At 70.0% G+C, this 23370-nt stretch carries 15 protein-coding genes; 1 reads left to right on the forward strand and 14 read right to left on the reverse strand.

Features of this window, described 5'->3' with window-relative positions:
• Positions 1 to 16 precede the first annotated feature (16 nt).
• Positions 17 to 1105, forward strand: a complete 1089-nt coding sequence (wecB, locus tag ACWD04_RS03550; protein ID WP_451127668.1) for a non-hydrolyzing UDP-N-acetylglucosamine 2-epimerase — start codon at positions 17 to 19, stop codon at positions 1103 to 1105.
• An 80-nt stretch (positions 1106 to 1185) separates the two neighbouring features.
• Here the strand turns inward: wecB and galU are convergent, their stop codons facing one another.
• The 14 genes from galU to ACWD04_RS03620 all read right to left on the reverse strand — a co-directional run bounded on the left by galU (position 1186) and on the right by ACWD04_RS03620 (position 23312).
• A complete protein-coding gene (gene galU, locus ACWD04_RS03555) occupies positions 1186 to 2079 on the reverse strand; it encodes a UTP--glucose-1-phosphate uridylyltransferase GalU (protein WP_451127670.1) in 894 nt (297 codons plus the stop codon).
• 81 nt (positions 2080 to 2160) lie between these two features.
• Positions 2161 to 3444 carry a nucleotide sugar dehydrogenase gene (locus tag ACWD04_RS03560; RefSeq protein WP_451127675.1) on the reverse strand — a complete coding sequence of 428 codons (1284 nt, stop codon included), beginning with the start codon at positions 3442 to 3444 and terminating at the stop codon, positions 2161 to 2163.
• On the reverse strand, positions 3441 to 5069 hold the full coding sequence (locus ACWD04_RS03565; RefSeq protein WP_451127677.1) for a glycosyltransferase family 2 protein: 1629 nt from the start codon (positions 5067 to 5069) through the stop codon (positions 3441 to 3443). Before ACWD04_RS03565 ends, ACWD04_RS03560 begins: the two co-directional genes overlap by 4 nt.
• On the reverse strand, positions 5066 to 6088 hold the full coding sequence (locus ACWD04_RS03570) for a Gfo/Idh/MocA family protein (protein WP_451127679.1): 1023 nt from the start codon (positions 6086 to 6088) through the stop codon (positions 5066 to 5068). Before ACWD04_RS03570 ends, ACWD04_RS03565 begins: the two co-directional genes overlap by 4 nt.
• The gene (locus tag ACWD04_RS03575) at positions 6085 to 7203 is read right to left on the reverse strand and encodes a DegT/DnrJ/EryC1/StrS family aminotransferase (protein ID WP_451127681.1); all 1119 of its coding nucleotides are present in this window, start codon (positions 7201 to 7203) and stop codon (positions 6085 to 6087) included. Before ACWD04_RS03575 ends, ACWD04_RS03570 begins: the two co-directional genes overlap by 4 nt.
• 330 nt (positions 7204 to 7533) lie before the next feature.
• Positions 7534 to 11814, reverse strand: coding sequence for an Rne/Rng family ribonuclease (locus tag ACWD04_RS03580; RefSeq protein WP_451127683.1), 4281 nt, complete (start codon positions 11812 to 11814; stop codon positions 7534 to 7536).
• 229 nt (positions 11815 to 12043) lie between these two features.
• A complete protein-coding gene (locus ACWD04_RS03585; RefSeq protein WP_451127685.1) occupies positions 12044 to 12823 on the reverse strand; it encodes a TIGR03936 family radical SAM-associated protein in 780 nt (259 codons plus the stop codon).
• 624 nt (positions 12824 to 13447) lie between these two features.
• Positions 13448 to 15373: a TIGR03960 family B12-binding radical SAM protein gene (locus ACWD04_RS03590; protein ID WP_451127687.1), complete on the reverse strand. Its 1926-nt coding sequence runs from the start codon at positions 15371 to 15373 to the stop codon at positions 13448 to 13450.
• A 50-nt stretch (positions 15374 to 15423) separates the two neighbouring features.
• A complete protein-coding gene (locus ACWD04_RS03595; RefSeq protein ID WP_451127689.1) occupies positions 15424 to 16950 on the reverse strand; it encodes a CYTH and CHAD domain-containing protein in 1527 nt (508 codons plus the stop codon).
• An 80-nt stretch (positions 16951 to 17030) separates the two neighbouring features.
• Positions 17031 to 18224: a rod shape-determining protein RodA gene (rodA, locus tag ACWD04_RS03600; RefSeq protein WP_451127691.1), complete on the reverse strand. Its 1194-nt coding sequence runs from the start codon at positions 18222 to 18224 to the stop codon at positions 17031 to 17033.
• Entirely contained in the window at positions 18224 to 20398 is a 2175-nt protein-coding gene (gene mrdA / locus ACWD04_RS03605) for a penicillin-binding protein 2 (protein ID WP_451127693.1), read from the reverse strand. Before mrdA ends, rodA begins: the two co-directional genes overlap by 1 nt.
• Positions 20399 to 20462: 64 nt before the next feature.
• Complete coding sequence (gene mreD / locus ACWD04_RS03610) at positions 20463 to 21125, reverse strand: rod shape-determining protein MreD (protein ID WP_451127695.1); 663 nt, start codon at positions 21123 to 21125, stop codon at positions 20463 to 20465.
• A gap of 5 nt (positions 21126 to 21130) precedes the next feature.
• Positions 21131 to 22195 (reverse strand): rod shape-determining protein MreC, encoded by a 1065-nt coding sequence (gene mreC / locus ACWD04_RS03615; protein ID WP_451127697.1) that lies wholly within the window; start codon positions 22193 to 22195, stop codon positions 21131 to 21133.
• Positions 22196 to 22292: 97 nt separating this feature from the next.
• Positions 22293 to 23312, reverse strand: coding sequence for a rod shape-determining protein (locus ACWD04_RS03620; RefSeq protein ID WP_451127699.1), 1020 nt, complete (start codon positions 23310 to 23312; stop codon positions 22293 to 22295).
• Between the last annotated feature and the right edge of the window lie 58 nt (positions 23313 to 23370).

Raw genomic sequence — 23370 nt, forward strand, 5'->3', positions numbered from 1 at the left:
AAGGAGTACAAACACTGTGAAGGTCCTTAGTGTCGTCGGGGCGCGCCCGCAGTTGGTCAAGCTCGCACCGATCGCTGCCGCATTCGCCGGAACCGGCCATCAGCATGTGATCGTGCACACAGGCCAGCACTACGACGCGGACCTGTCCGATGTCTTCTTCTCCGGTTTGGGCATCCCCGACCCGGATGTCCACCTCGGCATCGGTTCCGGCAGCCACGGCGCGCAGACGGGCGGGGTACTGACGGCCATGGATCCGGTTCTCGAAGCCGAGCGCCCTGACTGGGTGCTGGTGTACGGGGACACCAACTCCACGCTGGCCGGTGCCCTTTCCGCAGTCAAGATGCACTTGCCCGTGGCCCACCTGGAAGCCGGTCTGCGTTCCTTCAACCGCCGGATGCCGGAGGAGCACAACCGCATCCTCACGGATCACGCGGCCGACCTCCTTCTCGCTCCGACCCAGGAGGCCATGCGCCACCTGGCCACCGAAGGGCTGACCGAGCGCTCCGTGTTGGCCGGTGACGTCATGGTGGACGTCTGCCTCCGCATCAGGGACGCGGTCACGTCCGGTGAGCACCACAAGCCTGCGTTGCCGGACGGCATCGATCCGGACGCTCCCTATCTGCTTGCAACCCTCCACCGCCCCGACAACACCGACTCCCCTGAGCGGCTCGCGGCGTTGCTGGACTCCCTGGCGGCTCTCCCGGTACCGGTGGCACTGCTGGCGCACCCCCGTCTCGTCGCACGCGCCGAGGAGCACGGAATCGACCTGAACCGTGGTTCCCTCCACGCCGGAAGGCCTCTCCCCTATGCCGGACTGATCGCTGCGGTGATGGGTTCCGCCGGTGTGGTCACGGACTCGGGCGGACTGCAGAAGGAGGCGTTCCTCCTGGACCGCGTATGCACGACCATCCGCCCGGAGACCGAGTGGGTGGAGACGCTCCAGGGCGGTTGGAACCAGCTGGTTCCCGACCCGCACCGGCTCCAGGCATCCGCATGGGCGGACATCGCCCTGCGTCCCGCACCGGCAACGGACCGCGGCCTTCCATACGGCGACGGCAAGGCGGCCGAGCGCGTGGTCGAGCTTCTGGAGCTGCACCGCCGCTGACCGGAGTTCCGTGACGCGAGTTCGCCGCCGTCCGCGCCCTGCGGAACGACTCGCGTCACGGGGACCCGGCAGGACAGCGGTCAGACGCCGGCCATCTCCTCCGTGACGAACCGCCGGAGCCATGTCCGGAAATCGGGCCCCAGGTCCTCACGTTCGCAGGCGAGTCCCACGATGGCGCGCAGATAGTCACCGCGGTCGCCCGTGTCGTAGCGGCGGCCCTTGAAGACGACACCATGAACCGGGCCACCCAGCTCCTCGTCGCCCGCAAGCTCCTGCAAGGCGTCGGTCAACTGGATCTCGCCCCCTCTGCCGGGTTCCGTCCGGTTCAGCACGCGGAACACGGACGGGTCCAGCACGTACCGCCCGATCACCGCGAGGTTACTCGGCGCGTATGCCGGCTCGGGTTTCTCGACGAGCCCGGTGATGCGGACGACACCCGGCTCGGCGGTGGCCTCGGCCGCCGCACAGCCGTAGAGGTGGACCTGACCCGGATCCACTTCCATGAGCGCGACGACGCTTCCCCCCTCACGCTCCTGGATCTCGATCATGCGGGAGAGGAGGGGATCGCGAGGATCTATCAGGTCGTCGCCGAGGAGGACCGCGAACGCCTCGTCGCCCACATGCGGCTCGGCACAGAGCACGGCGTGCCCGAGGCCCTTCGGGTCGCCTTGGCGCACGTAGTGCATCGTGGCCAGTTCGCTGGACTCCTGAACCTTGAGCAGCCGCTCCGCGTCACCCTTGCGTGTGAGGGCCGACTCCAGTTCGTAGTTGCGGTCGAAGTGGTCCTCGAGCGGGCGCTTGTTGCGGCCTGTGATCATCAGTACGTCGGACAGACCCGCCGCTGCCGCTTCTTCCACGACGTACTGGATCGCGGGCTTGTCCACGACCGGGAGCATCTCCTTCGGTGTGGCCTTCGTGGCAGGCAGGAAGCGCGTCCCGAGACCCGCGGCGGGAATGACTGCTTTCTTGATCATGTGGTGCCCGATGCTCGCTTTCCTGGGCAGCGAGAGGCCCCGGCGACAGCCGCCGGGGCCTCTCGAACGGTGCGGGTGGACTCAGCCGCCGATGACGACGCGGCGGACACCGGTCCAGTTGGCCGGGTCCGTCGTACGGCGGCCGTCGACCAGGACGCGTACGTCCGGCAGGTCGGCGGCGGCCAGCTCGCGGTACTCCGCGTGGTCGGCCTGGAGGATCGCGGCGGTGACCGTCTGGCCCTCGTGCGGCACGAGGCCGTGCGCGGTCAGCTCCTCGGGCGTGTACATCGGGTCCGAGACGAACGGCACCGCGCCGCGCGTCTTCAGCGCCTCCGCCACTGCGAAGACACCGGAGAAGGCGGTCTCCTTGACGCCACCGCGATAGGCGGCGCCCAGCACCAGGACCCCGACACCGTCCAGGTCCCCGTAGGCGGCTGCCAGCAGGTCGACGGCGTACTCGGGCATCGCGGCATTGGCCTCACGGGCCGAGCGCACGACAGTCGCCTCCGGGTCGTTCCACAGGTACATCCGCGGGTAGATCGGGATGCAGTGGCCGCCGACGGCGATGCCCGGCTGGTGGATATGGCTGTAGGGCTGGCTGTTACAGGCCTCGATGACCTTCTTGATGTCGATGTCGTTCTTGTCGGCGAACCGGGCGAACTGGTTCGCCAGACCGATGTTGACGTCGCGGTAGGTGGTCTCGGCGAGCTTCGCGAGTTCGGATGCCTCCGCCGTACCGAGGTCCCAGACGCCGTTCGGGCGCGGCAGGTCCTCACGGTCGTCGAAGTCGAGCACGGCCTCGTAGAACTCCACACCGCGCTGCGCGGACCCCTCGTCGATGCCGCCGACGAGCTTGGGGTAGCGGCGCAGGTCGGCGAAGACGCGGCCGGTCAGCACGCGCTCCGGGGAGAAGACGAGGTGGAAGTCGCGTCCCGGGGTGAGCCCGGAGCCCTCCGCGAGCATGGGCGCCCAGCGAGTACGCGTGGTGCCCACCGGCAGGGTGGTCTCGTAACTGACGAGGGTGCCCGGCTTCAGGCCGGCGGCGATGGCCTTCGTCGCCGAATCCATCCAGCCGAAGTCCGGGGTCCCCTCGGCGTCCACGAAGAGCGGGACGACGACCACGACGGCGTCGGACGCGGCGACCGCGGCCGTGGTGTCCGTCGTCGCGGAGAGCAGGCCCGCGCCCACGGTCTCCTTGAGCTTGGCGTCCAGGTCGTGCTCGCCGGGGAACGGCTCGGTGGCCGCGTTGACCAGCTCGACGACCTTCTCGTTGACGTCCGCGCCGATGACCGTATGGCCCTTGGCAGCGAACTGCACGGCGAGCGGAAGGCCGATCTTGCCGAGCGCGACTACACAGATGTTCATCGGGATACTTTCCTCTTCAGCCTGGACAGCATGTGGCGCAGCCGCTTGCCCGCACCGGGTTTGATCTCCCACAGGGGCGCCGTCGTGATCACGAGCCTGCCCTTGGGGTTCTGGTTCGCCGACACCCTGTACGGGACCGCCTGCCGCCAGCGGCGGGCCAGGGGCAGCGGCTTTCCGCCGGTCTTCACCGGGATCTCGTAGGTCGAGCCTGCCACGTCCACATACACACGGACGCCCAGCTTCGACTTCGCGGCGTGGACGGGGATCCGGGCCCGTACCGTCGTCGCCCGGCCGTCGTCGGTCGCCCTACGGCTGAACTCTCCTCCTGGAGCAGCGAGTTCGTGGCCGGACGGAAGCCGGCGGGCCCCGGGCCTGTCCGCGCTCTTGGGCATGGCCCCCTTTGCCAGGCGCACGGTCAGGGAGCTGGTGTCACCGAGGACACCGGTCCGGGCCGTGAGCACGAGAGACAGATCGTCGCCGTCCTGGTCCCATTCGGCGGCGATGAGCTCGGTCCCCTGCGCCAGCCGTCCGGGCACGGCCTCACCGACCAGTTCGTAGACGCGGTCGGGAACGCCCAGGGTTCCGTCGCGGAAGCCGGGGTACATCGCGAACGCCCGGCCGTCCTCGAGGTGGAAGGGCGGGGCCCCGTGCTCCGCCTCTTCGGTGATGGCGCGGACCAGTTCGTCCACGGCTCCCGCCTGCGCGAGGCAGATCCGCACCCGGCGCTTGACGTCCAGGGAGTCCCTGAGCTCGTCGGTGAGGTACTCGTCGGCGAGTGCGGCGACGCCCTTGCAGACCTCCCGCCGGGTTGTGGCGTCGAGCACGAGGAAGTCGTCCTGGATGAGTTTGGCGAGCTCCCAGGTGAAGTGCCGCTTGAAGAGCGCGTCCCGGTCGGGTCCCGCTTCCACCAGCGAGGCGGCATGTTCCATGATCTTCGTGGTGCAGCGCAGCCGGGAGAGGTGATCGGCCCGGTACGTGATGTTGCCGGCGTCTTGGCGCTTCACCGCGTAGTAGAAGGTGTAGTCCGAGAGGACCGAGATCTTCCGGGCCCGGACGCACGCCTCGATGGTGAACGGCTGGTCGCTGCCCACCGGCAGGTCCTCGGGAAAACGCAGCCCGTGCCGCTCCACCAACTCTCGGCGGAAGAGCTTCGTGTTCGCCAGTGTGAACGGCAGTTCCGAACGGAAGAGGCTGATGTCGGGATCGCTCTTCTTGTAGAGCTTCTGGTGCACATACCGGCCGTTGGTTCCGACCATCTTGCCGATGACCACGTCGGACTCGTGCTCGTCGGCGTAGCCCACCATGCGCGCGAGGGCTTCCTCGCCCAGGTAGTCGTCGGAACCGATGAAATACACGTATCGTCCGGTGGCCACCTCCAGGGCACGGTTGCTCGGTGCCGCCGGCCCACCGGAGTTCTCCTGGTGGATGACCTTGACGGTGCCCGGGTACCTCGCCGCGAAGCGGTGCAGTTCCGCGCCGCTCTCGTCGGTGGACCCGTCGTCCACTGCGATGACCTCGAGCCGGTCGACACCGATGCTCTGTCCCACGAGCGAGTTCAGGCACTCGGTGAGATACGGCATCGTGTTGTAGACGGCTACGACCACGGAAACATCGGGCGCGGTCAATTGGCCACGCCCTCTGTCTCTCTCTCGTCCAGCCGCACGGAGCGCCCGGTCGACGCGGATTCCAGAACCGCCGCCGCCACCTCGACGGTACGCAGCCCCTGCCGCAAGGTGCAGATGTCGGCCGGCTCGCCCAGCACGGCGTCCCGGAAGAGCTCGTGCTCGACCAGCAGCGGCTCGCGCTTCGGAATCGCGTAGCGGATCATGTCGCCCTCGGAGACACCGCGGAACGCGCGCAGCGCCTCCCATTCGGTGGTCACCGCGGCGTTCGAGTGGAACGTGAGGTCGGCGGTGAGGGTGTCGGCGATGTAGCAGCCGCGCTCACCGGTGACCGACGTGAAGCGCTCCTTGAGCGGGCTCAGCCAGTTGACCAGGTGGTTGACCATCGTGCCGTCGGAGAGCTGACCCACCGCGGAGACCATGTCCTCGTGCGGGCGGCCGGACTTGGAGACGGTGTGGGCCGCGATCGAGGTGTACGTCCGGCCGGTCACCCAGCCCGTCAGGTCGATGTCGTGCGTGGCCAGGTCCTTGACCACGCCGACGTCCGCGATGCGGTGGGGGAAAGGACCCTGGCGGCGGGTGACGACCTGGAAGACGTCGCCCAGCTCGCCGGCCTCCAGACGGCCGCGCAGCGAGAGCAGGGCCGGGTTGCAGCGCTCGATGTGGCCGACGCCGGCCACCAGGCCACGCGACTCGAAGGCCTCGACGAGGCGGCGGGCGCCCTCGACGGTGTCGGCCAGCGGCTTCTCGATCAGGGCGCAGACGCCCGCGTCGGCCAACTGGAGGCCGACCTCTTCGTGCAGGGCGGTCGGGCAGGCCACGACCGCGTAGTCGATGCCGAGCGCGATGAGCTCCTCGACGGTCGCCAGGACGGGTGCGCCCTGCGCCCAGCCGTTCTTGTCGCCCATCGGATCGACGACGCCGACCAGTTCCACGCCTTCGAGACCGGCGAGGACGCGGGCGTGGTGACGCCCCATGGAGCCGAGGCCGACGAGGCCGGCCTTCAGTACGGCGGCGGTCACAAGCTCTCCCCCAGTGCGTTCACTGCGTTCGCGATGCGCTCGAGGTCGCCCTCACCGAGCGACGGGTGGACGGGCAGCGAGACGACCTCGGCCGCGGCGCGCTCGGTCTCGGGCAGGTCCCAGTTCCGGCCGGCCTTCTGGTCCGGCTCCCAGTACGGCTTCAGCCGGTGGATCGGGGTCGGGTAGTAGACGGCGTTGCCGATGCCCGCCTCGGTGAGCTTGGCCATCACGGCCTCACGGTCGCCCTGCACCCGGATCGTGTACTGGTGGTAGACGTGGCGGGCGCCCTCGGCGACCGGCGGCGTGGTGACATTCGGGGCGCTGATGTGCGCGTCGAGGTACGCGGCGTTGGCGCGGCGCTGCTCGGTCCAGCCGCCCACCTTGGTGAGCTGTACGCGGCCGACGGCGGCGGACACGTCCGTCATGCGCATGTTGGCGCCGACGATCTCGTTGGCGTACCGCTGCTCCATGCCCTGGTTACGCAGGAGGCGCAGGGTGCGGGCGAGTTCGGCGTCGGCCGTGGTGACCATGCCGCCCTCGAGCGCGTGCATGTTCTTCGTCGGGTAGAAGCTGAACGTTCCGCCTTCACCGAAAGCGCCGACGGGGGTGCCGTTCAGGGCCGCGGCGTGTGCCTGGCACGCGTCCTCGACAACAGCGAGTTTGTGCTTCCGCGCGATGGGCATGAGCTTGTCCATCGCCGCCGGATGACCGTAGAGATGCACCGGCATGACGGCGGCCGTACGCGGCGTGACGGCTGCCTCGACGGCGGCCGGGTCCAGACCGTAGCTGCCGGGCTCGATGTCGGCGAACACCACGTCTGCGCCGACCAGCCGGACGGCGTTGGCGGAGGCGGCGAAGGAGAAGGAAGGGACGATCACCTCGTCGCCCGGGCCGATACCGAGGGCGAGCAGGAGCATGTGCAGCGCGGAGGTACCGGAGTTGACGGCGACGCAGTGACGGCCGTCGACCAGCTCGGAGAAGCCCTCTTCGAAGGCCGCGACCTCGGGGCCCTGCACGACGCGACCGCTGCGCAGCACACGTACCGCGGCCTCGATCTCCTCTTCACCGATGACCGGGCGGGCAGCAGGAATCGGCTGCTCGTTGATGCTCGTCATGGACATCCTCCTTGAACACCGCCAAAAGCTCTTCACAGGCAGAGGTCTGGGGTGCGGGACGTCTCACGAGGCCGCGCATAACCCCACCGGCGCAATGCCGACGCCCTACCGAGGAAACAGGACCCAGTCGGTGATGAACCGGGTCGGTCACTGACCGTAATTCCTTCGCAGGAACTTCACAGGCAGCGACCGCCGTCACATTATCAGGAATTTCTCAGGTGATTTCAGGCCTGTTACCCGCCTGTGCATCAGTTCTGAAACAAAAGACGTGTCCCGCCTCGAAGGCTTCGAGGCGGGACACGGATCGATGAACGAGCGGTCACGGATTACTCAGTCGGCGGTCGGCACCGAGTCGTCGGACGAAGCCGGAGCCGACACGGAAGGCGATGACTGCTCGGCGGCGACGGTCTTCTTCGCCGCTGCCTTCTTCGTCGTCGTCTTCTTCGCGGCGGTCTTCTTCGCCACCGTCTTGGCGGCCGTCTTCTTTGTGGCCGCCTTCTTCGCCGTGGCCTTCTTCGCGGTCTTCCGCGCCGCGGCCTTCTTCACCGGAGTTTCCGCTTCGGCCTCGTCGGTGCCAGGGGCATCGGGCGTGTCGGAGCCGGTAGCCGTGACCACGACGGCCGCTGCCTCTTCGGTGCCGGCCGGAGACCCCGCCGGAGCGGTGGCCTTCCGGGTCGCCCGGCGACGGGCGCGCGGCGGGGCGGCCGGAGCGGACTCCTCGTCAGCTGCCGGAGCCTCAACCGCCGGGGCCTCGGGTGCCGGAGCCTCCTCCGAGGGAGCGGGCGCCGGGGCCGCGGGGGCCTCGACGACCGGGTCCTCGACCGCGACGGGCTCCGCCGCGGGCTCGGCCGGATGCACCGCCGGCGTCACGTCGGCCTGCTTGGGCGAGCCCGCCGGAGCGGTCGCCTTCCGGGTCGCCCTGCGACGCGTGCGGGCCGGGGGTGCGGCCTCGGGGGCTGCTGCCTCCGCCTCGGGGGCGGCAGTCGCCACCGGGGTCTCGGCTGCCGGCTCGGGCTGCGGCTCCGCCTCGATCACCGGAGCCGCCGGAGCGGTCTCGGCCACCTTGGCGGGTGCGCCGGCCGGAGCCGTGACCTTCCGGGTGGCGCGCCGACGGCCACGGCCGCGCGACGCCGCCGCCTCGGCCTCGGCCGCGCTGCTGTAGAGCTCCTCGTCGGCGACGAACTCCGGCTCGGGCAGCGCCAGCGGGGCGGCGACCTCGGCGGCCACCTCGGCCTCGGTCTCGACCTCGGCCGGCTGCTCGGCGTGCTCGTAATCCTGGCCGTGCTCGTACTCGTGCCCGGCACCGCCGCGGCCGCGCTTCTTGGACCGCTTGCCACCGCCGCCACCGACGGCCGTGGGCTGCTCCATGTGGACGATCACGCCGCGCCCGTTGCAGTGGACACAGGTCTCGGAGAAGGACTCCAGCAGACCCTGGCCCACCCGCTTACGCGTCATCTGGACCAGGCCCAGCGACGTGACCTCGGCGACCTGGTGCTTCGTGCGGTCGCGGCCCAGGCACTCCAGCAGCCGCCGCAGCACCAGATCCCGGTTGGACTCGAGCACCATGTCGATGAAGTCGACGACGACGATGCCACCGAGGTCGCGCAGCCGCAGCTGACGCACGATCTCCTCGGCCGCCTCCAGGTTGTTCTTGGTGACGGTCTCCTCGAGGTTCCCGCCCTGACCGGTGAACTTACCGGTGTTGACGTCGACGACGACCATCGCCTCGGTCTTGTCGATCACCAGCGAGCCGCCGCTCGGCAGGTAGACCTTGCGGTCCAGCGCCTTCATCAGCTGCTCGTCGATGCGGTACGTCGCGAAGACGTCGACCTCGGAGGTCCAGCGCGACAGCCGGTCCGTCAGGTCCGGTGCCACGTGCGAGACATAGCCGTGGATGGTCTCCCAGGCGTCGTCACCGCTGACGATCACCTTCGAGAAGTCCTCGTTGAAGATGTCCCGGACGACCCGGACGGTCATGTCCGGCTCGCCGTAGAGCAGCGTCGGTGCATTCGAGCTGCTGGTGTTCTTGGACTTCTTCTGGATCTCGTCCCACTGGCCCTGCAGCCGCTCGACGTCGCGGCGCAGCTCGTCCTCGCTCGCGCCCTCGGCGGCGGTGCGCACGATGACGCCCGCGTCCTCGGGAACGATCTTCTTGAGGATGGTCTTCAGCCGGGCGCGTTCGGTGTCGGGCAGCTTGCGGCTGATGCCGGTCATCGAACCCTCGGGCACGTAGACCAGGTACCGGCCGGGCAGCGAGACCTGGCTGGTCAGGCGGGCGCCCTTGTGGCCGATCGGGTCCTTCGTCACCTGGACGAGGACGGACTGGCCGGACTTCAACGCGGTCTCGATACGGCGCGGCCCATGGGCCATGCCGAGCGCCTCGAAGTTGACCTCTCCCGCGTACAGGACGGCGTTGCGGCCCTTGCCGATGTCGACGAACGCGGCCTCCATGGACGGCAGCACGTTCTGCACCTTGCCCAGGTAGACGTTGCCGACGTAGCTGGTGGCCTGCTCCTTGTTGACGTAGTGCTCGACGAGCACGTTGTCCTCGAGGACGCCGATCTGGGTCCGCTCGCCGCTCTGACGGACGACCATGACGCGCTCGACCGCCTCGCGGCGGGCCAGGAACTCGGCCTCGGTGATGATCGGGACCCGACGGCGGCCCTGCTCACGCCCCTCTCGGCGGCGCTGCTTCTTGGCCTCCATGCGGGTCGAGCCCTTGATGGACTGGACCTCGTCGAAGCCGGTGCCGGGCTCGCGCTCGGCCTCCTTCTTACGCGGCTCGCGGACCTTGACGACCGTACGCTCCGGGTCGTCCGCGCCCGTGACCGTCTCCTCGCCCGAGGGCTCCCCGCTACGGCGGCGACGACGGCGACGACGACGGCTGCTGCTGGACCCGGCGGAGGACTCGTGGTCCTCGTCGTCCTCGTCGTCCTGGGCCTGCCGCTCGTCCTCGGCGTGGTCCGCGGAGGTATCGTCCTGCTGCTCCGCGTCGTCCGTGTCGTTCGCCTCACCACGACGACGGCGGCGGCCACCACGGCGACGGCGGCGCGAGGGGCGGTCCCCGTACTCGTCCGTCTCCTCGCCCTCGTGCTCGGCGTCCGTCTCGGGCTCTGCCTCGTGCTCGTCCTCGACGGAGGTGGCGGCAGGGGCAGCGGCGGGCTGCTCGGCCGGAAGCGTGACCGGGGTCGCGGCCGGTTCGGTCTCGACGGCCTCGCCACGACGGCGGCGGCGACGGCGCGAACCGCCCTGAGGCGCGGCCTCGGCGGCCTCGGCGGGAGCTGCGGCCTCAGCGGCCTGCCTGCCCTCGGCCTTGCGCGGCGCGCGGTCGGCGGGCTTCTGCTCCTCGTATTCGTCGCTCTCGTCGTACGCCGGAGTGGAGTCGACGGCGGCCGCCGCGGCAGCCGCGGTCTCCGGGGTCTGGAACATCGGCTCGGCGAAGACCGGGGCCTGGAACACGGCCACGGCGGGGCGCGTCACGCGACGGCCCTTGCGGGCCGGCTCCTCGGTCTTGCCGGTGAACTCGGGACGGCCCGCGGCCGAGCCGGCCCGGCGGCGCTGGCGGCCTCGCGGCGCGGCCTCCTCGACCTGCTCGGTCTCGGACGCCAGCTCCTCCGCCACTGCGGCGGGCAGGCTCTCGCCCTTCTCTGCGGCCGCCTCGGCGACCTCCTCGACAGGCTGCGGGGAGCCGGCCGGAGCGCTCGCCTTACGGGATGCGCGACGGCGAGGGCGCGACGGGGGCGCAGCGTCGGCGGCGGGTGCCTCGGTGACCTCTTCGGTCCGGGCGGGCTCGGCGACGGGCTCCGCGACCGGCTCGGCGACGATCGCGGCCGGGGCTTCCGTGTGCTGTGCGGTCTGCGGCGCACCGGCAGGAGCGGAGGCACGGCGGCGGGCACGGCCTCGCGGCGCGGCGGCGGCCTCGGCCTCCGCGGGTGCGGCTTCGGCGACGGGCTCCGGGGTCTTCACCGGCTCGGCCACGACGGTGTCCTGCGCGGCGGCCTCGGCCTGCTGCTGGGGGGCACCTGCCGGAGCTGTGGCCTTACGGGTGGCGCGGCGACGGCCACGGGGGGCCTCCGCTGCGGGGGCCTCGACGACGGGCGCCTCGGCGGTCTCCTCGGCCTCCTCCTCGTCCGGGGCGGTCTCCGCGACCGGCTCCACGACCTCGGCGGCCTCCGGCGCACCCGCCGGAGCGGTCGCCTTACGGACCGCACGGCGACGCGCACGCACCGGCGGCGCGGGCTCGGCGGCAGGCTCTGCCGTTTCCTCGGCCTCCACCTCGGCGGGTTCCTCGGCCTCCACCTCGGCCGGAGCGGTCTCCGCGACCGGCTCCACGACCTCGGCGGCCTCCGGCGCACCCGCCGGAGCGGTCGCCTTACGGACCGCACGGCGACGCGCACGCACCGGCGGCGCGGGCTCGGCGGCGGGCTCGATTTCTTCGGCAGCGGCAGGGACGGCCGGCGTGACGTCCTCCGCGGCGGCCGCACCCTGCGCGCCAGGCGGCCCAGCGGGGCGGGATGCCGCGCGGCGCCTGCGGCGCGGCGGCAGCTTGTCCCCGGGGGCGTTGTTGTTGTCGGTGTTCCCGGTGGTACCGGGTTCGTTCGGCTCGTGCATGCGGGCGGTTCTCCCGTCGCGCTCCCGGGCGCCACACCTGATTCCGGTCCGACGCGATTCGCGTGATGTGCGCGATACCGCCGTCCGGGGCGCGGGCGCCGCACGGGAGCTGATGTCTGGCTCGCCGGTTCCGTACGCGCTACGCACGGCCTGGCGAAAGTCTTATGGGGCGGTGCGCGGCCCGACCCAGGTGGCTCCCGAGTCCAAGGGCTGCGCTACAACGACCGCCTTACGCGGAACCTGCACCTTCCGGCACCGTCGCGGCGGCGGCCGGATCGGCCGTGGAAACGGCCGGGGCTGCCTCGCGGTCGGGCGCGAGCGGGTCGGTCACCGTGCCGGACTCCTCGTCGAAGAGCCCCTGCGCCAGCCTGGTCACCGCTGCGGGGACCGGCGGCGTTAGGTCGGCCACAGCTCGGAGACCGGACAGGACGTCGTCGGGTCGCACGGCAGGTGTCACGTGCCGTACTACCAGCCGCAGTATCGCACAGGGCCCGTCCCCGGACCTATCAGCCTGTGGATCAAGGGCCTCCAGGCCGACCACGGCCGCACGGGCGTCGAAGGTCCGCATGCCGTTCTTGGCGCGGCGCTGGACCTCGACGGTCTCGGCGGCCAGGAAGGCGGCGACGGCCTTTTCGGCGTCCTGAACGCCGACCCCGTCCAGCCGCATCTCCCATACGGAGGCGGTCAGCCGGTCGGCGAGGCCGGAGGTGCGGACCTCCACCGCGTCGATGACGTCGAGGCCTTCGGGCATCGACGCGTCGAGCAGCGTGCGCAGGGTGTCAGGATCCCGCGCCTCGGTGAGGGCGATCTCCAGGAACTCGGCCTCGCTGCCCGTGCCCGTGGGGGCGGCGTTGGCGTACGACACCTTCGGGTGCGGGGTGAAGCCCGCCGAGTAGGCCATGGGGACCTCGGAGCGGCGCAGCGCCCGCTCGAAGGCTCGCTGGAAGTCTCTGTGGCTGGTGAACCGGAGGCGGCCCCGCTTGGTGTAACGCAGTCGGATGCGCTGCACCGCCGGTGCGGGCGGCGGGCCTTCGGGCTGTCGCTTGCCCAGTGGTTCTTCTCCTCGGTGCGGGGCTGCCGTGGTGGCGGCCGCCCACGAAATACGGGGTGCCCCGGGGTGCCACTCCGGCTCACCCCCGCTTGACGGTTTCGTCGGCAAGCAGGGAGATCTCGGATGCGGACGCCGCGCTGGGGACAGTCGTTGTCCTACCCAGGGTACGCGCAGCGGACCCGTCGAGTTTCCGCGCCTCCGTGACCTGCGGTGCTCCCACCAGCGCCCGCCACCCTGCGCGCCGCGCGGAGGGCCTCCCGGGCCGATGCCAGGGCGCTGCGAGCCCGCGCGTCCCGCCTTCCAGCGCGGCCCGCTCGGCGGGTGCCCAGACCTCGTCGCGCACCCGCTCCGGCGACACGGCCACCCGCGACGAGGACGTCCGAGAGCACGCGTACGGGCAGGACCAGGACCAGCACCACGATCCTCACCGGAATTCTGACGAGGACCGTCGGACAGCCCTCCTCGCCTTGGTACGGCGCGGGTGTGCGGTGCTGCTCCTCCAGGTCCATGCCGTGGAGGACGCGTAAGCCCGGCCCGGAGTTTCCCGGGCCGGGCTTACGTCACCGGCTGTCGCCCGATGGTCTACTTGACTACCGTCAACGGCAGGAGTTTCTTGCCGGTGGGGCCGATCTGGATGTCCAGGTCGAGCTGCGGGCACACCCCGCAGTCGAAGCACGGCGTCCAGCGGCAGTCCTCGACCTCGGTCTCGTCGAGCGAGTCCTGCCAGTCCTCCCAGAGCCAGTCCTTGTCGAGGCCGGAGTCCAGGTGGTCCCAGGGCAGGACCTCCTCGTACGTCCGCTCGCGGGTGGTGTACCAGTCGACGTCGACGCCGAAGGCGGGGAGCGTCTTCTCGGCGCTCTTCATCCAGAGGTCGTAGCTGAAGTGCTCGCGCCAGCCGTCGAAACGGCCGCCGGATTCGTAGACCTCGCGGATGACGGAGCCGACCCGGCGGTCACCGCGGGAGAGCAGGCCCTCGACGATGCCGGGCTTGCCGTCGTGGTAGCGGAAGCCGATGGAGCGGCCGTACTTCTTGTCGTCGCGGATCTTGTCCCGGAGCTTCTTCAGCCGGGCGTCGGTCTCCTCGGCGCCGAGCTGCGGAGCCCATTGGAAGGGGGTGTGCGGCTTGGGCACGAAGCCGCCGATGGAGACGGTGCAGCGGATGTCGTTCTGCCCGGAGACCTCGCGGCCCTTGGCGATGACGTTGACCGCCATGTCGCCGATCTGGAGGACGTCCTCGTCGGTCTCGGTGGGCAGACCGCACATGAAGTACAGCTTCACCTGGCGCCAGCCGTTGCCGTACGCGGTGGCGACCGTGCGGATCAGGTCCTCCTCCGAGACCATCTTGTTGATGACCTTGCGCATGCGCTCGGAGCCACCCTCGGGGGCGAAGGTGAGGCCGGACCTGCGGCCGTTGCGGGTCAGTTCGTTGGCCAGGTCCACGTTGAACGCGTCGACGCGGGTGGAGGGCAGCGAGAGGCCGATCTTGTCGTCGGTGTACCGATCGGCGAGGCCCTTGGCGATCTCACCGATCTCGCTGTGGTCCGCGGAGGAGAGCGACAGGAGGCCGACCTCCTCGAAGCCGGTGGCCTTGAGCCCCTTCTCCACCATCTCGCCGATGCCGGTGATGCTTCGCTCCCGCACGGGGCGCGTGATCATGCCGGCCTGACAGAAACGGCAGCCGCGGGTGCAGCCGCGGAAGATCTCCACGGACATCCGCTCGTGGACGGTCTCGGCGAGGGGGACGAGCGGCTGCTTGGGGTACGGCCATTCGTCGAGGTCCATGACGGTGTGCTTGGACACGCGCCACGGCACGCCGGACTTGTTGGGCACGACGCGGCCGATGCGGCCGTCGGGGAGGTATTCGACGTCGTAGAAGCCGGGGACGTAGACGCCGCCCGTCCTCGCGAGGCGGAACAGCACCTCCTCGCGGCCGCCGGGCCGGCCCTCGGCCTTCCACGCACGGATGATCTCGGTGATCTCCAGGACGGCCTGCTCACCGTCGCCGATGACCGCGCAGTCGATGAAGTCCGCGATCGGCTCGGGGTTGAAGGCGGCGTGGCCGCCCGCCAGCACGATCGGGTGATCGACGGTGCGGTCCTTGGACTCCAGCGGGATGCCCGCGAGGTCCAGGGCCGTGAACATGTTGGTGTAGCCGAGCTCGGTGGAGAAGCTGAGGCCGAACACGTCGAAGGCGCCGACGGGACGGTGGCTGTCCACGGTGAACTGCGGCACCTTGTGCTCGCGCATCAGCTCCTCGAGGTCCGGCCACACGCTGTACGTGCGCTCGGCGAGAACGCCCTCGCGCTCGTTGAGCACTTCGTAGAGGATCATGACGCCCTGGTTGGGGAGTCCGACCTCGTAGGCGTCCGGGTACATGAGTGCCCAGCGGACGTCGCATTCGTCCCACGGTTTGACGGTGGAGTTCAGCTCACCGCCGACGTACTGGATGGGCTTCTGCACATGCGGGAGCAGAGCTTCGAGCTGCGGGAAGACCGACTCGGCAGACATCTGTGGACCTTCGTAGCTGGCAGGGGTGACCATCAAGCGTAACCCGGTACTCAGCCCTTCAGCGCCGCGCGCAGTCCGGGGCGGGACGCCCGGGCCCAGGTCCCGGGAAGCTCGCGTTCCCGTGCAGCCGCCGCGGCCTCCTCCCGGCCGTACAGCAGCCCCCAGGTGAACGCGGACTCCCCCGCGCCGTGCGCCTGGGCCGCCAGGGTGCGCAGGGCGTTCCGGGCCACGACGCTGTCCTGGTGGTCGCCGAGGACCGACTGCACGGACTTCATCCGCTTGGCGAACCTCTTGGCCGGCTTTCCCAGGGCGGGCCTGGCGGCCTCGGCGGCGTAGCGGACGCGCTTGGCGGCCTTGCGCGCCTCGTGCATGGCCACGTCGCGGTCCTCGCCCGGCGGCTGGTCCAGGGCCTGCCCGACGCGGGTGGCGAGGCGTTCGTAGTCCTTGAGCACGGCACGGGGCAGGGCGTCCCGTGGTGACCGCGCGGCGGCGGGGAGCAAGGGCGGGTCGGCGAGGAGGGCGTCGAGGGAGTCCAGCAGGACCAGGTAGCGCTCCGTGTCGAGCACGGAGGTGACCCGCTGCCGCGAACCGGTGCGCCTGGCGACGGACGTGAGCTTCAGCCTGGCACGCACGGGCCCCAGGAGCAGGGGCGCGGGCAGAGCGGCGACGTGGGAGCGGAGCCGTGCGTCGAGGACTTCCTGGTCACGGTCGACCCCGAGCTCGGCGGCGAGCCACTTCAGCTCCTCGCGGAGCGGATCGGTGACGGTCCGGTCGAGTATTTTGCGGTACGTCCTGAAGGCACTGCGCAGCCGGCGGGTGGCGACCCGCATGCGGTGCACGCTGTCGGGCAGGTCGCGGCGTACGGCGGGGTCCAGCTCGACGAGGGCGGCGACCTGGCGGCATACGTAGGCGAGTACATGGTCGCCGGCGCTACTCGGGGAAGCGGCCTTCCGGATCTTCGAGCCCTTCCCCGGAGCGGTCTCGGCCAGCGCCCTGGCCAGCTTGGACGGGGCGTCGGAGGGCCGGACACCAGCCTTGCGCAGCCGCCGCTCGACGGCGTCGAGGAGGGCGGGGTCGCCGTCGTCGGCCAGCTCGACCTCCACCTCGGTCCACGCGGAGGTGGCACCGTGCCCCTTCTCGGTGAGGCGCTCCGCGAGGACCTCGTCGATGCTCAGCTCGGCGAGCAGGGCCCCGTCCTCGTCGAGGAGGTGGTGGACGTCCCGGGCGGAGAGGATCCGTACGACGGGGGCCACAGGCGTGTTCCGTACGCGGGAGCGGAGCAGCGCGCCGAGGTCGGGCGGCAGGGAGTCGGTGAGCGGGGCCTGGATCTCGTCGCGGACGCCGGCGGAGACGGGGATCTTGAGGTGCCACCCGGCGTCGTCCCCGCCCGTTCTGCGGCGCAGCGTGAGAGAGGCCGCTGCCAGCCGGAAGTCCTCGGTGTCGTAGTAGACCGCGTCGAGTTCGCTCGGTCCGCGGTGGACGACGGCCGAGACCCCGGCCGCACGGGTCAGATCGGGCAGCCGGGTCTCGGGAGTCGCTTCGTACTTTCGCTCGATCTCACGCTTTGAGTCCGCCATATGACGAATCTATCCGCGATGTCCGCGGGTATGCAGGGCGGAGCTGAGTCCGCCCTGCATGTGCCGGGCGGTCTCACTGGTCAGGCCGACATCGGTCGTTGCACCTTGATCGACTGGAGTAGTCCGATCGCCACCCAGACGGCGAACATCGACGAGCCTCCGTAGGACACGAACGGCAGCGGAAGTCCGGCCACCGGCATGATCCCGAGTGTCATCCCGATGTTCTCGAAGGACTGGAAGGCGAACCAGGCGATGATGCCGGCGGCCACGATCGTCCCGTACAGCTCGGTCGTCCCGCGGGCGATACGGCAGGCCCGCCACAGGACGACGCCGAGCAGGACGATGATCAGTCCGGCTCCGAGGAAGCCGAGCTCCTCGCCCGCGACGGTGAAGACGAAGTCCGTCTGCTGTTCGGGGACGAACTGACCCGTCGTCTGGGATCCCTTGAACAGCCCCGTTCCCGTGAGTCCGCCGGAACCGATGGCGATACGGGCCTGGTTGGTGTTGTAGCCCACGCCTGCCGGGTCGAGCGCCGGATTGGCGAAGGCCGCGAAGCGGGCGATCTGGTAGTCGTCGAGCACGCCGAGCTGCCAGACGGCCACCGCGCCGGCCGCGCCCGCGCCGAGGAGCCCGAAGATCCAGCGGTTGGAGGCACCGGAGGCGAGGAGCACACCGAGGACGATGACGGCCATGACCATGACGGAGCCGAGGTCGGGCATCAGCATGACGATCGCCATCGGGACGACCGCCAGGCCGAGCGCCTTGGCGACGGTCCGGTGGTCGGGATGCGCCTGGTCACCGGCGTCGACCCGGGCGGCGAGCAGCATCGCCATGCCGAGGATGATCGTGATCTTGGTGAACTCCGAGGGCTGGAGCGAGAAGCCCGCGGGGAGGACGATCCAGGCGTGCGCGCCGTTGACGGTGGCGCCGAGCGGAGTGAGCACCGCCAGGACCAGCACGACCGAGAGGCCGTACAGGACCGGTACCGCTCCCCGCAGGGTGCGGTGCCCGAGCCAGATGGTGCCGATCATCAGCACGAGGCCGATGCCGGTGTTGAGCGCGTGCCGGAACAGGAAGTAGTACGGGTCGCCGTGGGTGAGCGACTCGCGGCCCCGGGTCGCCGACCAGACCAGCAGCGAGCCGACGAAGGACAGCGCGAGGGCCGATCCGAGCAGCGGCCAGTCCAGCCGCCGCACGACGGAGTCGCGGGCGGTGAGCTTGGTCCAGGCGGAGCGCGGTTCGGGGGCGTAGCGCGAGACGGAGAATCCTGCCATCAGTCACGCCTCCCCAGCGCCCCGGGGAGGGCGCCGGCGAGCGCCTGCGTACCGTCGTCGACGGGCGCGGGGGTGTAAGGCCTGATCTTGGGCGACTCGATCTGGCCGTCCGGCTTGATATGGGGCAGGTTCTTCTGCGGGGCGGGCAGCAGCGCCTTCTTGAGGTCCTGCTTGCCGCTCGCGTCGAGCCCGTAGAGCGCGTTGTAGATGTTGCGTACGGCCGGCCCCGAAGCGCCCGAACCCGTACCACCCTGGGAGATCGTCATGACGATCGAGTAGTCCTTGGTGTACGTGGCGAACCACGAGGTCGTCTGCTTGCCGTAGACCTCGGCGGTGCCCGTCTTGGCGTGCATCGGGATCTTGTCCTGGGGCCATCCGCCGAATCGCCAGGCGGCGCTGCCCCGGGTCGCGACTCCCGCGAGGGCTTCGTCTATCTTGTCGCGCGTGTCTCCCCTGAACGGCAGCTTGCCGTGGGCCTGGGGTGCGATCTCCTGGACGGTCCTGCCGTCGCCGCTGACGACCGCCTTGCCGACGGTCGGGTCGTACAGGGTTCCGCCGTTGGAGATCGCGGCGTAGATCGTCGCCATCTGTATGGGGGTGACGAGCGTGTCGCCCTGGCCGATCGAGTAGTTGACGGAGTCACCGGCGCGCATCTTGTTGCCCTCGAGGCAGCCTTCGTAGGCGATCTTCTCGACGTACGTGCCGTCCTTCTTGCCCTGCTTGCACCAGGACGCCTTGTTGGCGTCGTAGAAGTCCTGCTTCCACTGGCGGTCGGGAACACGGCCGGCGACCTCGTTGGGGAGGTCGATGCCGGTCTCCTTGCCGAGCCCGAACTGGTGGGCCGTCTTGTAGAACCAGTCCCCCGGGTTCTTCTTCGGCTTGTTTCCCCCGTCCTTCGCCCATTCCTTGTGCGCCAGGCCGTAGTAGACGGTGTCGCAGGAGACCTCGAGGGCACGCCCGAGGCTGATGCTGCCGTAGCCCTGGGACTCGAAGTTCTTGAAGACCTGGCCGCCGATGGAGTACGAGCTCGGGCACGGGTAGCTGCCGTCGAAGTCGTATCCGGCGTTGACCGCGGCGGTCGAGGAGATGACCTTGAAGATCGACCCGGGTGCGGCGGTTCCCTGGATGGCGCGGTTCAGCAGCGGGAAGTTGGACTTCTTGCCGGTGAGCTTCGCGTAGTCCTTGGCGGAGATACCGCCGATCCAGGCGTTGGGGTCGTACGTCGGCAGGGACGCCATGGACACGATGCGGCCTGTCTTGGCCTCCATGACCACGACGGCGCCGGAGTCCGCCTTGTACAGCTCGTTGGTGTTGCGGTCCATCTCCTTGCGGGCCGTCTCCATCGCCTTGTTGAGCTCGTACTCGGCGACGGCCTGGACCCGGGCGTCGATGGAGGTGACGACGCTGGAACCGGGCTCGGCCTCGTCGTTCTGCGCCTCGCCGATGACGCGGCCGAGGTTGTCGACCTCGTAGCGGGTGACGCCGGCCTTGCCGCGCAGCTCCTTGTCGTAGGTGCGCTCCAGGCCGGAGCGGCCGACCTGGTCGGAGCGGAGGTAGGGCGAATCGGTGTCCTGTGCCTTGGTGACCTCTTGGTCGGTGACGGGCGAGAGGTAGCCGAGGACCTGGGCGGTGTTGGCCTTGCCGGGTGCGGCGTAGCGGCGTACGGCGGTGGGTTCGGCCGTGATGCCGGGGAAGTCCTCGGCGCGCTCACGGATCGTGAGGGCCTGCTGGGTGGTGGCCTCGTCGGTGACCGGGATCGGCTGGTAGGGCGAGCCGTTCCAGCAGGGCTGCGGGGTCTTGGCGTCGCAGAGCCGGACCTTGTCGTGGACGTCCTCGGGCTTCATGCCGAGGACGGCGGCCAGACGCGTGAGGACGCCGACGCCGTCGTCCTTCATCTTCATCAGCTCGGTGCGGCTCGCGGAGACGACGAGGCGGGTCTCGTTGTCGGCGAGGGGCACGCCGCGCGCGTCGAGGATGGAACCGCGGACGGCGGGCTGCACGACCTGCTGGACGTGATTGTTCTTGGCCTCGTCGGTGTACTCCTGCCCGTTGCGGATCTGGAGGTACCAGAGCCGCCCACCGAGCGTCAGGAGCAGGGAGAAGACGAGGACCTGGATGACGACGAGACGGATCTGGACCCGCGGGGTCCGGCCGGTCTCCGGGATGTTGCTCACGGGGCGCCCCCGGTGGTGGTGGGTCGGCCGGGGGTACGGGGGTTACCCCCGGAAGAACGCAGCCTCACAGTCGCTTGACCCCCTTGATCCTTCCTGCACGTGCGGCGCGGCTGCGGGCGGCCCTCAGGCGCATCCCGCCCCGCTGGCTGCCGATCCGCAGCCCGGTGCCCGAGGCCAGCCAGCCGGCGGCGACGTCGCCGCTGCCGGAACTGTCGGCAACCGGGTCGTTCTCGGTGCGTCTGGCGAGCGCCATGATCAGCGGAACGGTGAACGGCGCCAGGAGCAGGTCGTACACCGCTGCGGTGACCAACAGGCTGCCCAGGCCCACATGACGGGCGGCCGTGTCGCCGACGAGGGAGCCGACACCGGCGTACAGCAGGGTCGATCCGAGCGCAGCGGCGACGACGAAGGCCATCGGGGTGAACGCCGACTTGAGCTGGCCGTTCTCGGGTCGGGCCATTCCGGCGAGGTAGCCGATGACGCAGAGCACCAGGGCGTAGCGCCCGGCGGCGTGGTCGGCGGGCGGTGCCAGATCGGCGAGGAGGCCCGCACCGAAGCCGATGAGGGTTCCGCTGACGGGCCCGTAGACGAACGCGAGTCCGAGAACGACGAGAAGCAGCAGGTCGGGGGTGGCGCCGGGGAGCTGAAGACGGGCAAGTACGGCGACCTGGAGGACGAGGGCGACCACGACCAGGGCGACGGAGAGCAGAGTCCTGTTCAAGCGCATGGGGATCAGCCCTGTTCCTGCTCGTTCGCCGCGTCACCGGCGGCCGTGTCGGCGTCGCCGGAGGCGTCCGGTGAAGCGCCCGGGGACGCGGACGCGTCGGGCTTCTCGTTGACGTTTCCGACGACCTGTCCGCTGCCGTCGACGAGGTCGCCGTTCGGCTGGACGGTGACGGTGACGGTCGGGGTGGGCTTGGACTTCTCCGGCTTCTCGGGCTGCTTCGGCAGGACCATGTCGCGGGGGTCCTCGCGGGGCGCCTGGACGACGATGCCCACGATGTCGAGCTTGGTGAAGCCGACGTACGGGCGGACGTAGACGGTCCGGGTCAGGTCGCCGCCGGACGGGTCGACGCGGACGACCTCGCCGACCGGCACGCCGGGGACGAAGGGCTTGTCCTTGCTCGAGCCGAAGGTGACCAGCCGGTCGCCCTTCTTCACGTCGGCCTTGCCGTTGAGGAACTGGACCGAGAGCGGCCGGGATCCCTGTCCGTTGGCGAAGCCGAGCTCGTCGGTCTTCTCCATCCGGGTGCCGACGGTGAAGTCGGGGTCGTTGGCAAGCAGGACGGTCGCGGTGCCGGGACCGACGGTGGTGACCCGGCCGACGAGCCCTTCACCGTTCAGTACGGTCATGTCGCGCTGGAGGCCGTCGTCCGCCCCGGCGTCGATGGTGATGGTCCAGGAGAAGCCCTGGGCCGCTCCTATGGCGATGACCTGCGCGGCCTTGATGCCGTACTGGCCGGCTCCCGCGCTCTTCAGCATGGAGTCGAGCTGGCGGACCTTGCTGGCGTTGCGGTCATCGCTGCCGAGCTGCGTCTTCAGCTCGGCGTTCTCGTGCTCCAGGGCCGCGATCCGGTCGTGCCGGTCACCGGAGTCCCGTACGGCGCCGATGGCGTTGCCCACCGGGTCCACCGCGGCCGCGACGCCGTTCTCGACCGGTCCGAAGACCGTGGCGGCGGCCTGCCGGGCTCCGTCCACCGGTGACTCCTCGCCACCGCGGATATCGACCGTGATCAGGGCGAATGCGATGGCGATCAGCAGCACCAGGAGCAGCCGGCTCTCTCGTGTGTCCCTCACGTGCGGCGGCCGTGCCTTCCTCGTCGGAATGTTCGTGCCTGTATACCAACGTTCCGCCGTACGGGACGGCAGTGCCCGTACGGCGGAACGTTGTCTTCTACCGTCGGGGCTGCGCGTCCAGCACCTGCTGGAGTGCCTCGAACTCCTCGACGCACTTACCGGATCCGAGCGCCACCGAGTCCAGCGGGTCCTCGGCGATGTGAATCGGCATGCCCGTCTCGTGGCGGAGGCGCTCGTCGAGCCCGCGCAGGAGCGCGCCGCCGCCGGTGAGGACGATGCCGCGGTCCATGATGTCGCCCGAGAGCTCCGGCGGGCACTTGTCGAGGGTCGTCTTCACCGCGTCGACGATCGCGTTGACTGGTTCCTCGATGGCCTTGCGCACCTCGGTCGCGGAGATCACGACGGTCTTGGGCAGGCCCGAGACCAGGTCACGTCCGCGGATCTCGGTGTGCTCGTCCTTCTCCATCTCGAACGCCGAGCCGATCGTGATCTTGATCTGTTCGGCGGTGCGCTCACCGAGGAGGAGGGAGTACTCCTTCTTGATGTGCTGGATGATCGCGTTGTCCAGCTCGTCACCGGCGACCCGGATCGACTGGGCGGTGACGATTCCGCCGAGCGAGATCACCGCGACCTCGGTGGTGCCGCCACCGATGTCGACGACCATGTTGCCGGTGGCCTCGTGGACCGGCAGGCCCGAGCCGATGGCTGCGGCCATGGGCTCCTCGATGATGTGCACCTGACGCGCGCCGGCCTGCGTCGATGCCTCGATGACGGCGCGTCGCTCGACCCCTGTGATGCCGGAGGGCACACAGACGACGACCCGCGGGCGGGCCAGGTAGCGGCGCTTGTGAATCTTCAGGATGAAGTAGCGGAGCATACGCTCCGTGATCTCGAAGTCGGCGATCACGCCGTCCTTCAGGGGCCGCACGGCAACGATGTTCCCCGGCGTGCGGCCGATCATCTTCTTTGCCTCGGCGCCGACCGCCAGGATTCCGCCGGTGTTGGTGTTGATGGCCACGACGGACGGCTCGTTCAGAACGATGCCGCGCCCCCTGACGTACACCAGCGTGTTGGCAGTCCCGAGGTCGATAGCCATGTCACGGCCGATGAACGACATTGAGTTCCCCTTGTTCCCCATGAGGATGCGTCGGGCCTTCCCAAGAAGCGAAGAATGG

The organism is Streptomyces sp. NPDC002911, from assembly GCF_053591835.1.

What these genes read in the sequence shown, in the direction of transcription:
- rodA (WP_451127691.1), bottom strand. Translation starts at nt 18,224, where the DNA reads ATGGCAGGATTCTCCGTCTCGCGCTACGCCCCCGAACCGCGCTCCGCC.
- ACWD04_RS03560 (WP_451127675.1), bottom strand. Translation starts at nt 3,444, where the DNA reads ATGAACATCTGTGTAGTCGCGCTCGGCAAGATCGGCCTTCCGCTCGCC.
- galU (WP_451127670.1), bottom strand. Translation starts at nt 2,079, where the DNA reads ATGATCAAGAAAGCAGTCATTCCCGCCGCGGGTCTCGGGACGCGCTTC.
- ACWD04_RS03620 (WP_451127699.1), bottom strand. Translation starts at nt 23,312, where the DNA reads ATGTCGTTCATCGGCCGTGACATGGCTATCGACCTCGGGACTGCCAAC.
- ACWD04_RS03595 (WP_451127689.1), bottom strand. Translation starts at nt 16,950, where the DNA reads ATGGCGGACTCAAAGCGTGAGATCGAGCGAAAGTACGAAGCGACTCCC.
- mreD (WP_451127695.1), bottom strand. Translation starts at nt 21,125, where the DNA reads ATGCGCTTGAACAGGACTCTGCTCTCCGTCGCCCTGGTCGTGGTCGCC.
- ACWD04_RS03590 (WP_451127687.1), bottom strand. Translation starts at nt 15,373, where the DNA reads ATGTCTGCCGAGTCGGTCTTCCCGCAGCTCGAAGCTCTGCTCCCGCAT.
- ACWD04_RS03575 (WP_451127681.1), bottom strand. Translation starts at nt 7,203, where the DNA reads ATGACGAGCATCAACGAGCAGCCGATTCCTGCTGCCCGCCCGGTCATC.
- ACWD04_RS03580 (WP_451127683.1), bottom strand. Translation starts at nt 11,814, where the DNA reads ATGCACGAGCCGAACGAACCCGGTACCACCGGGAACACCGACAACAAC.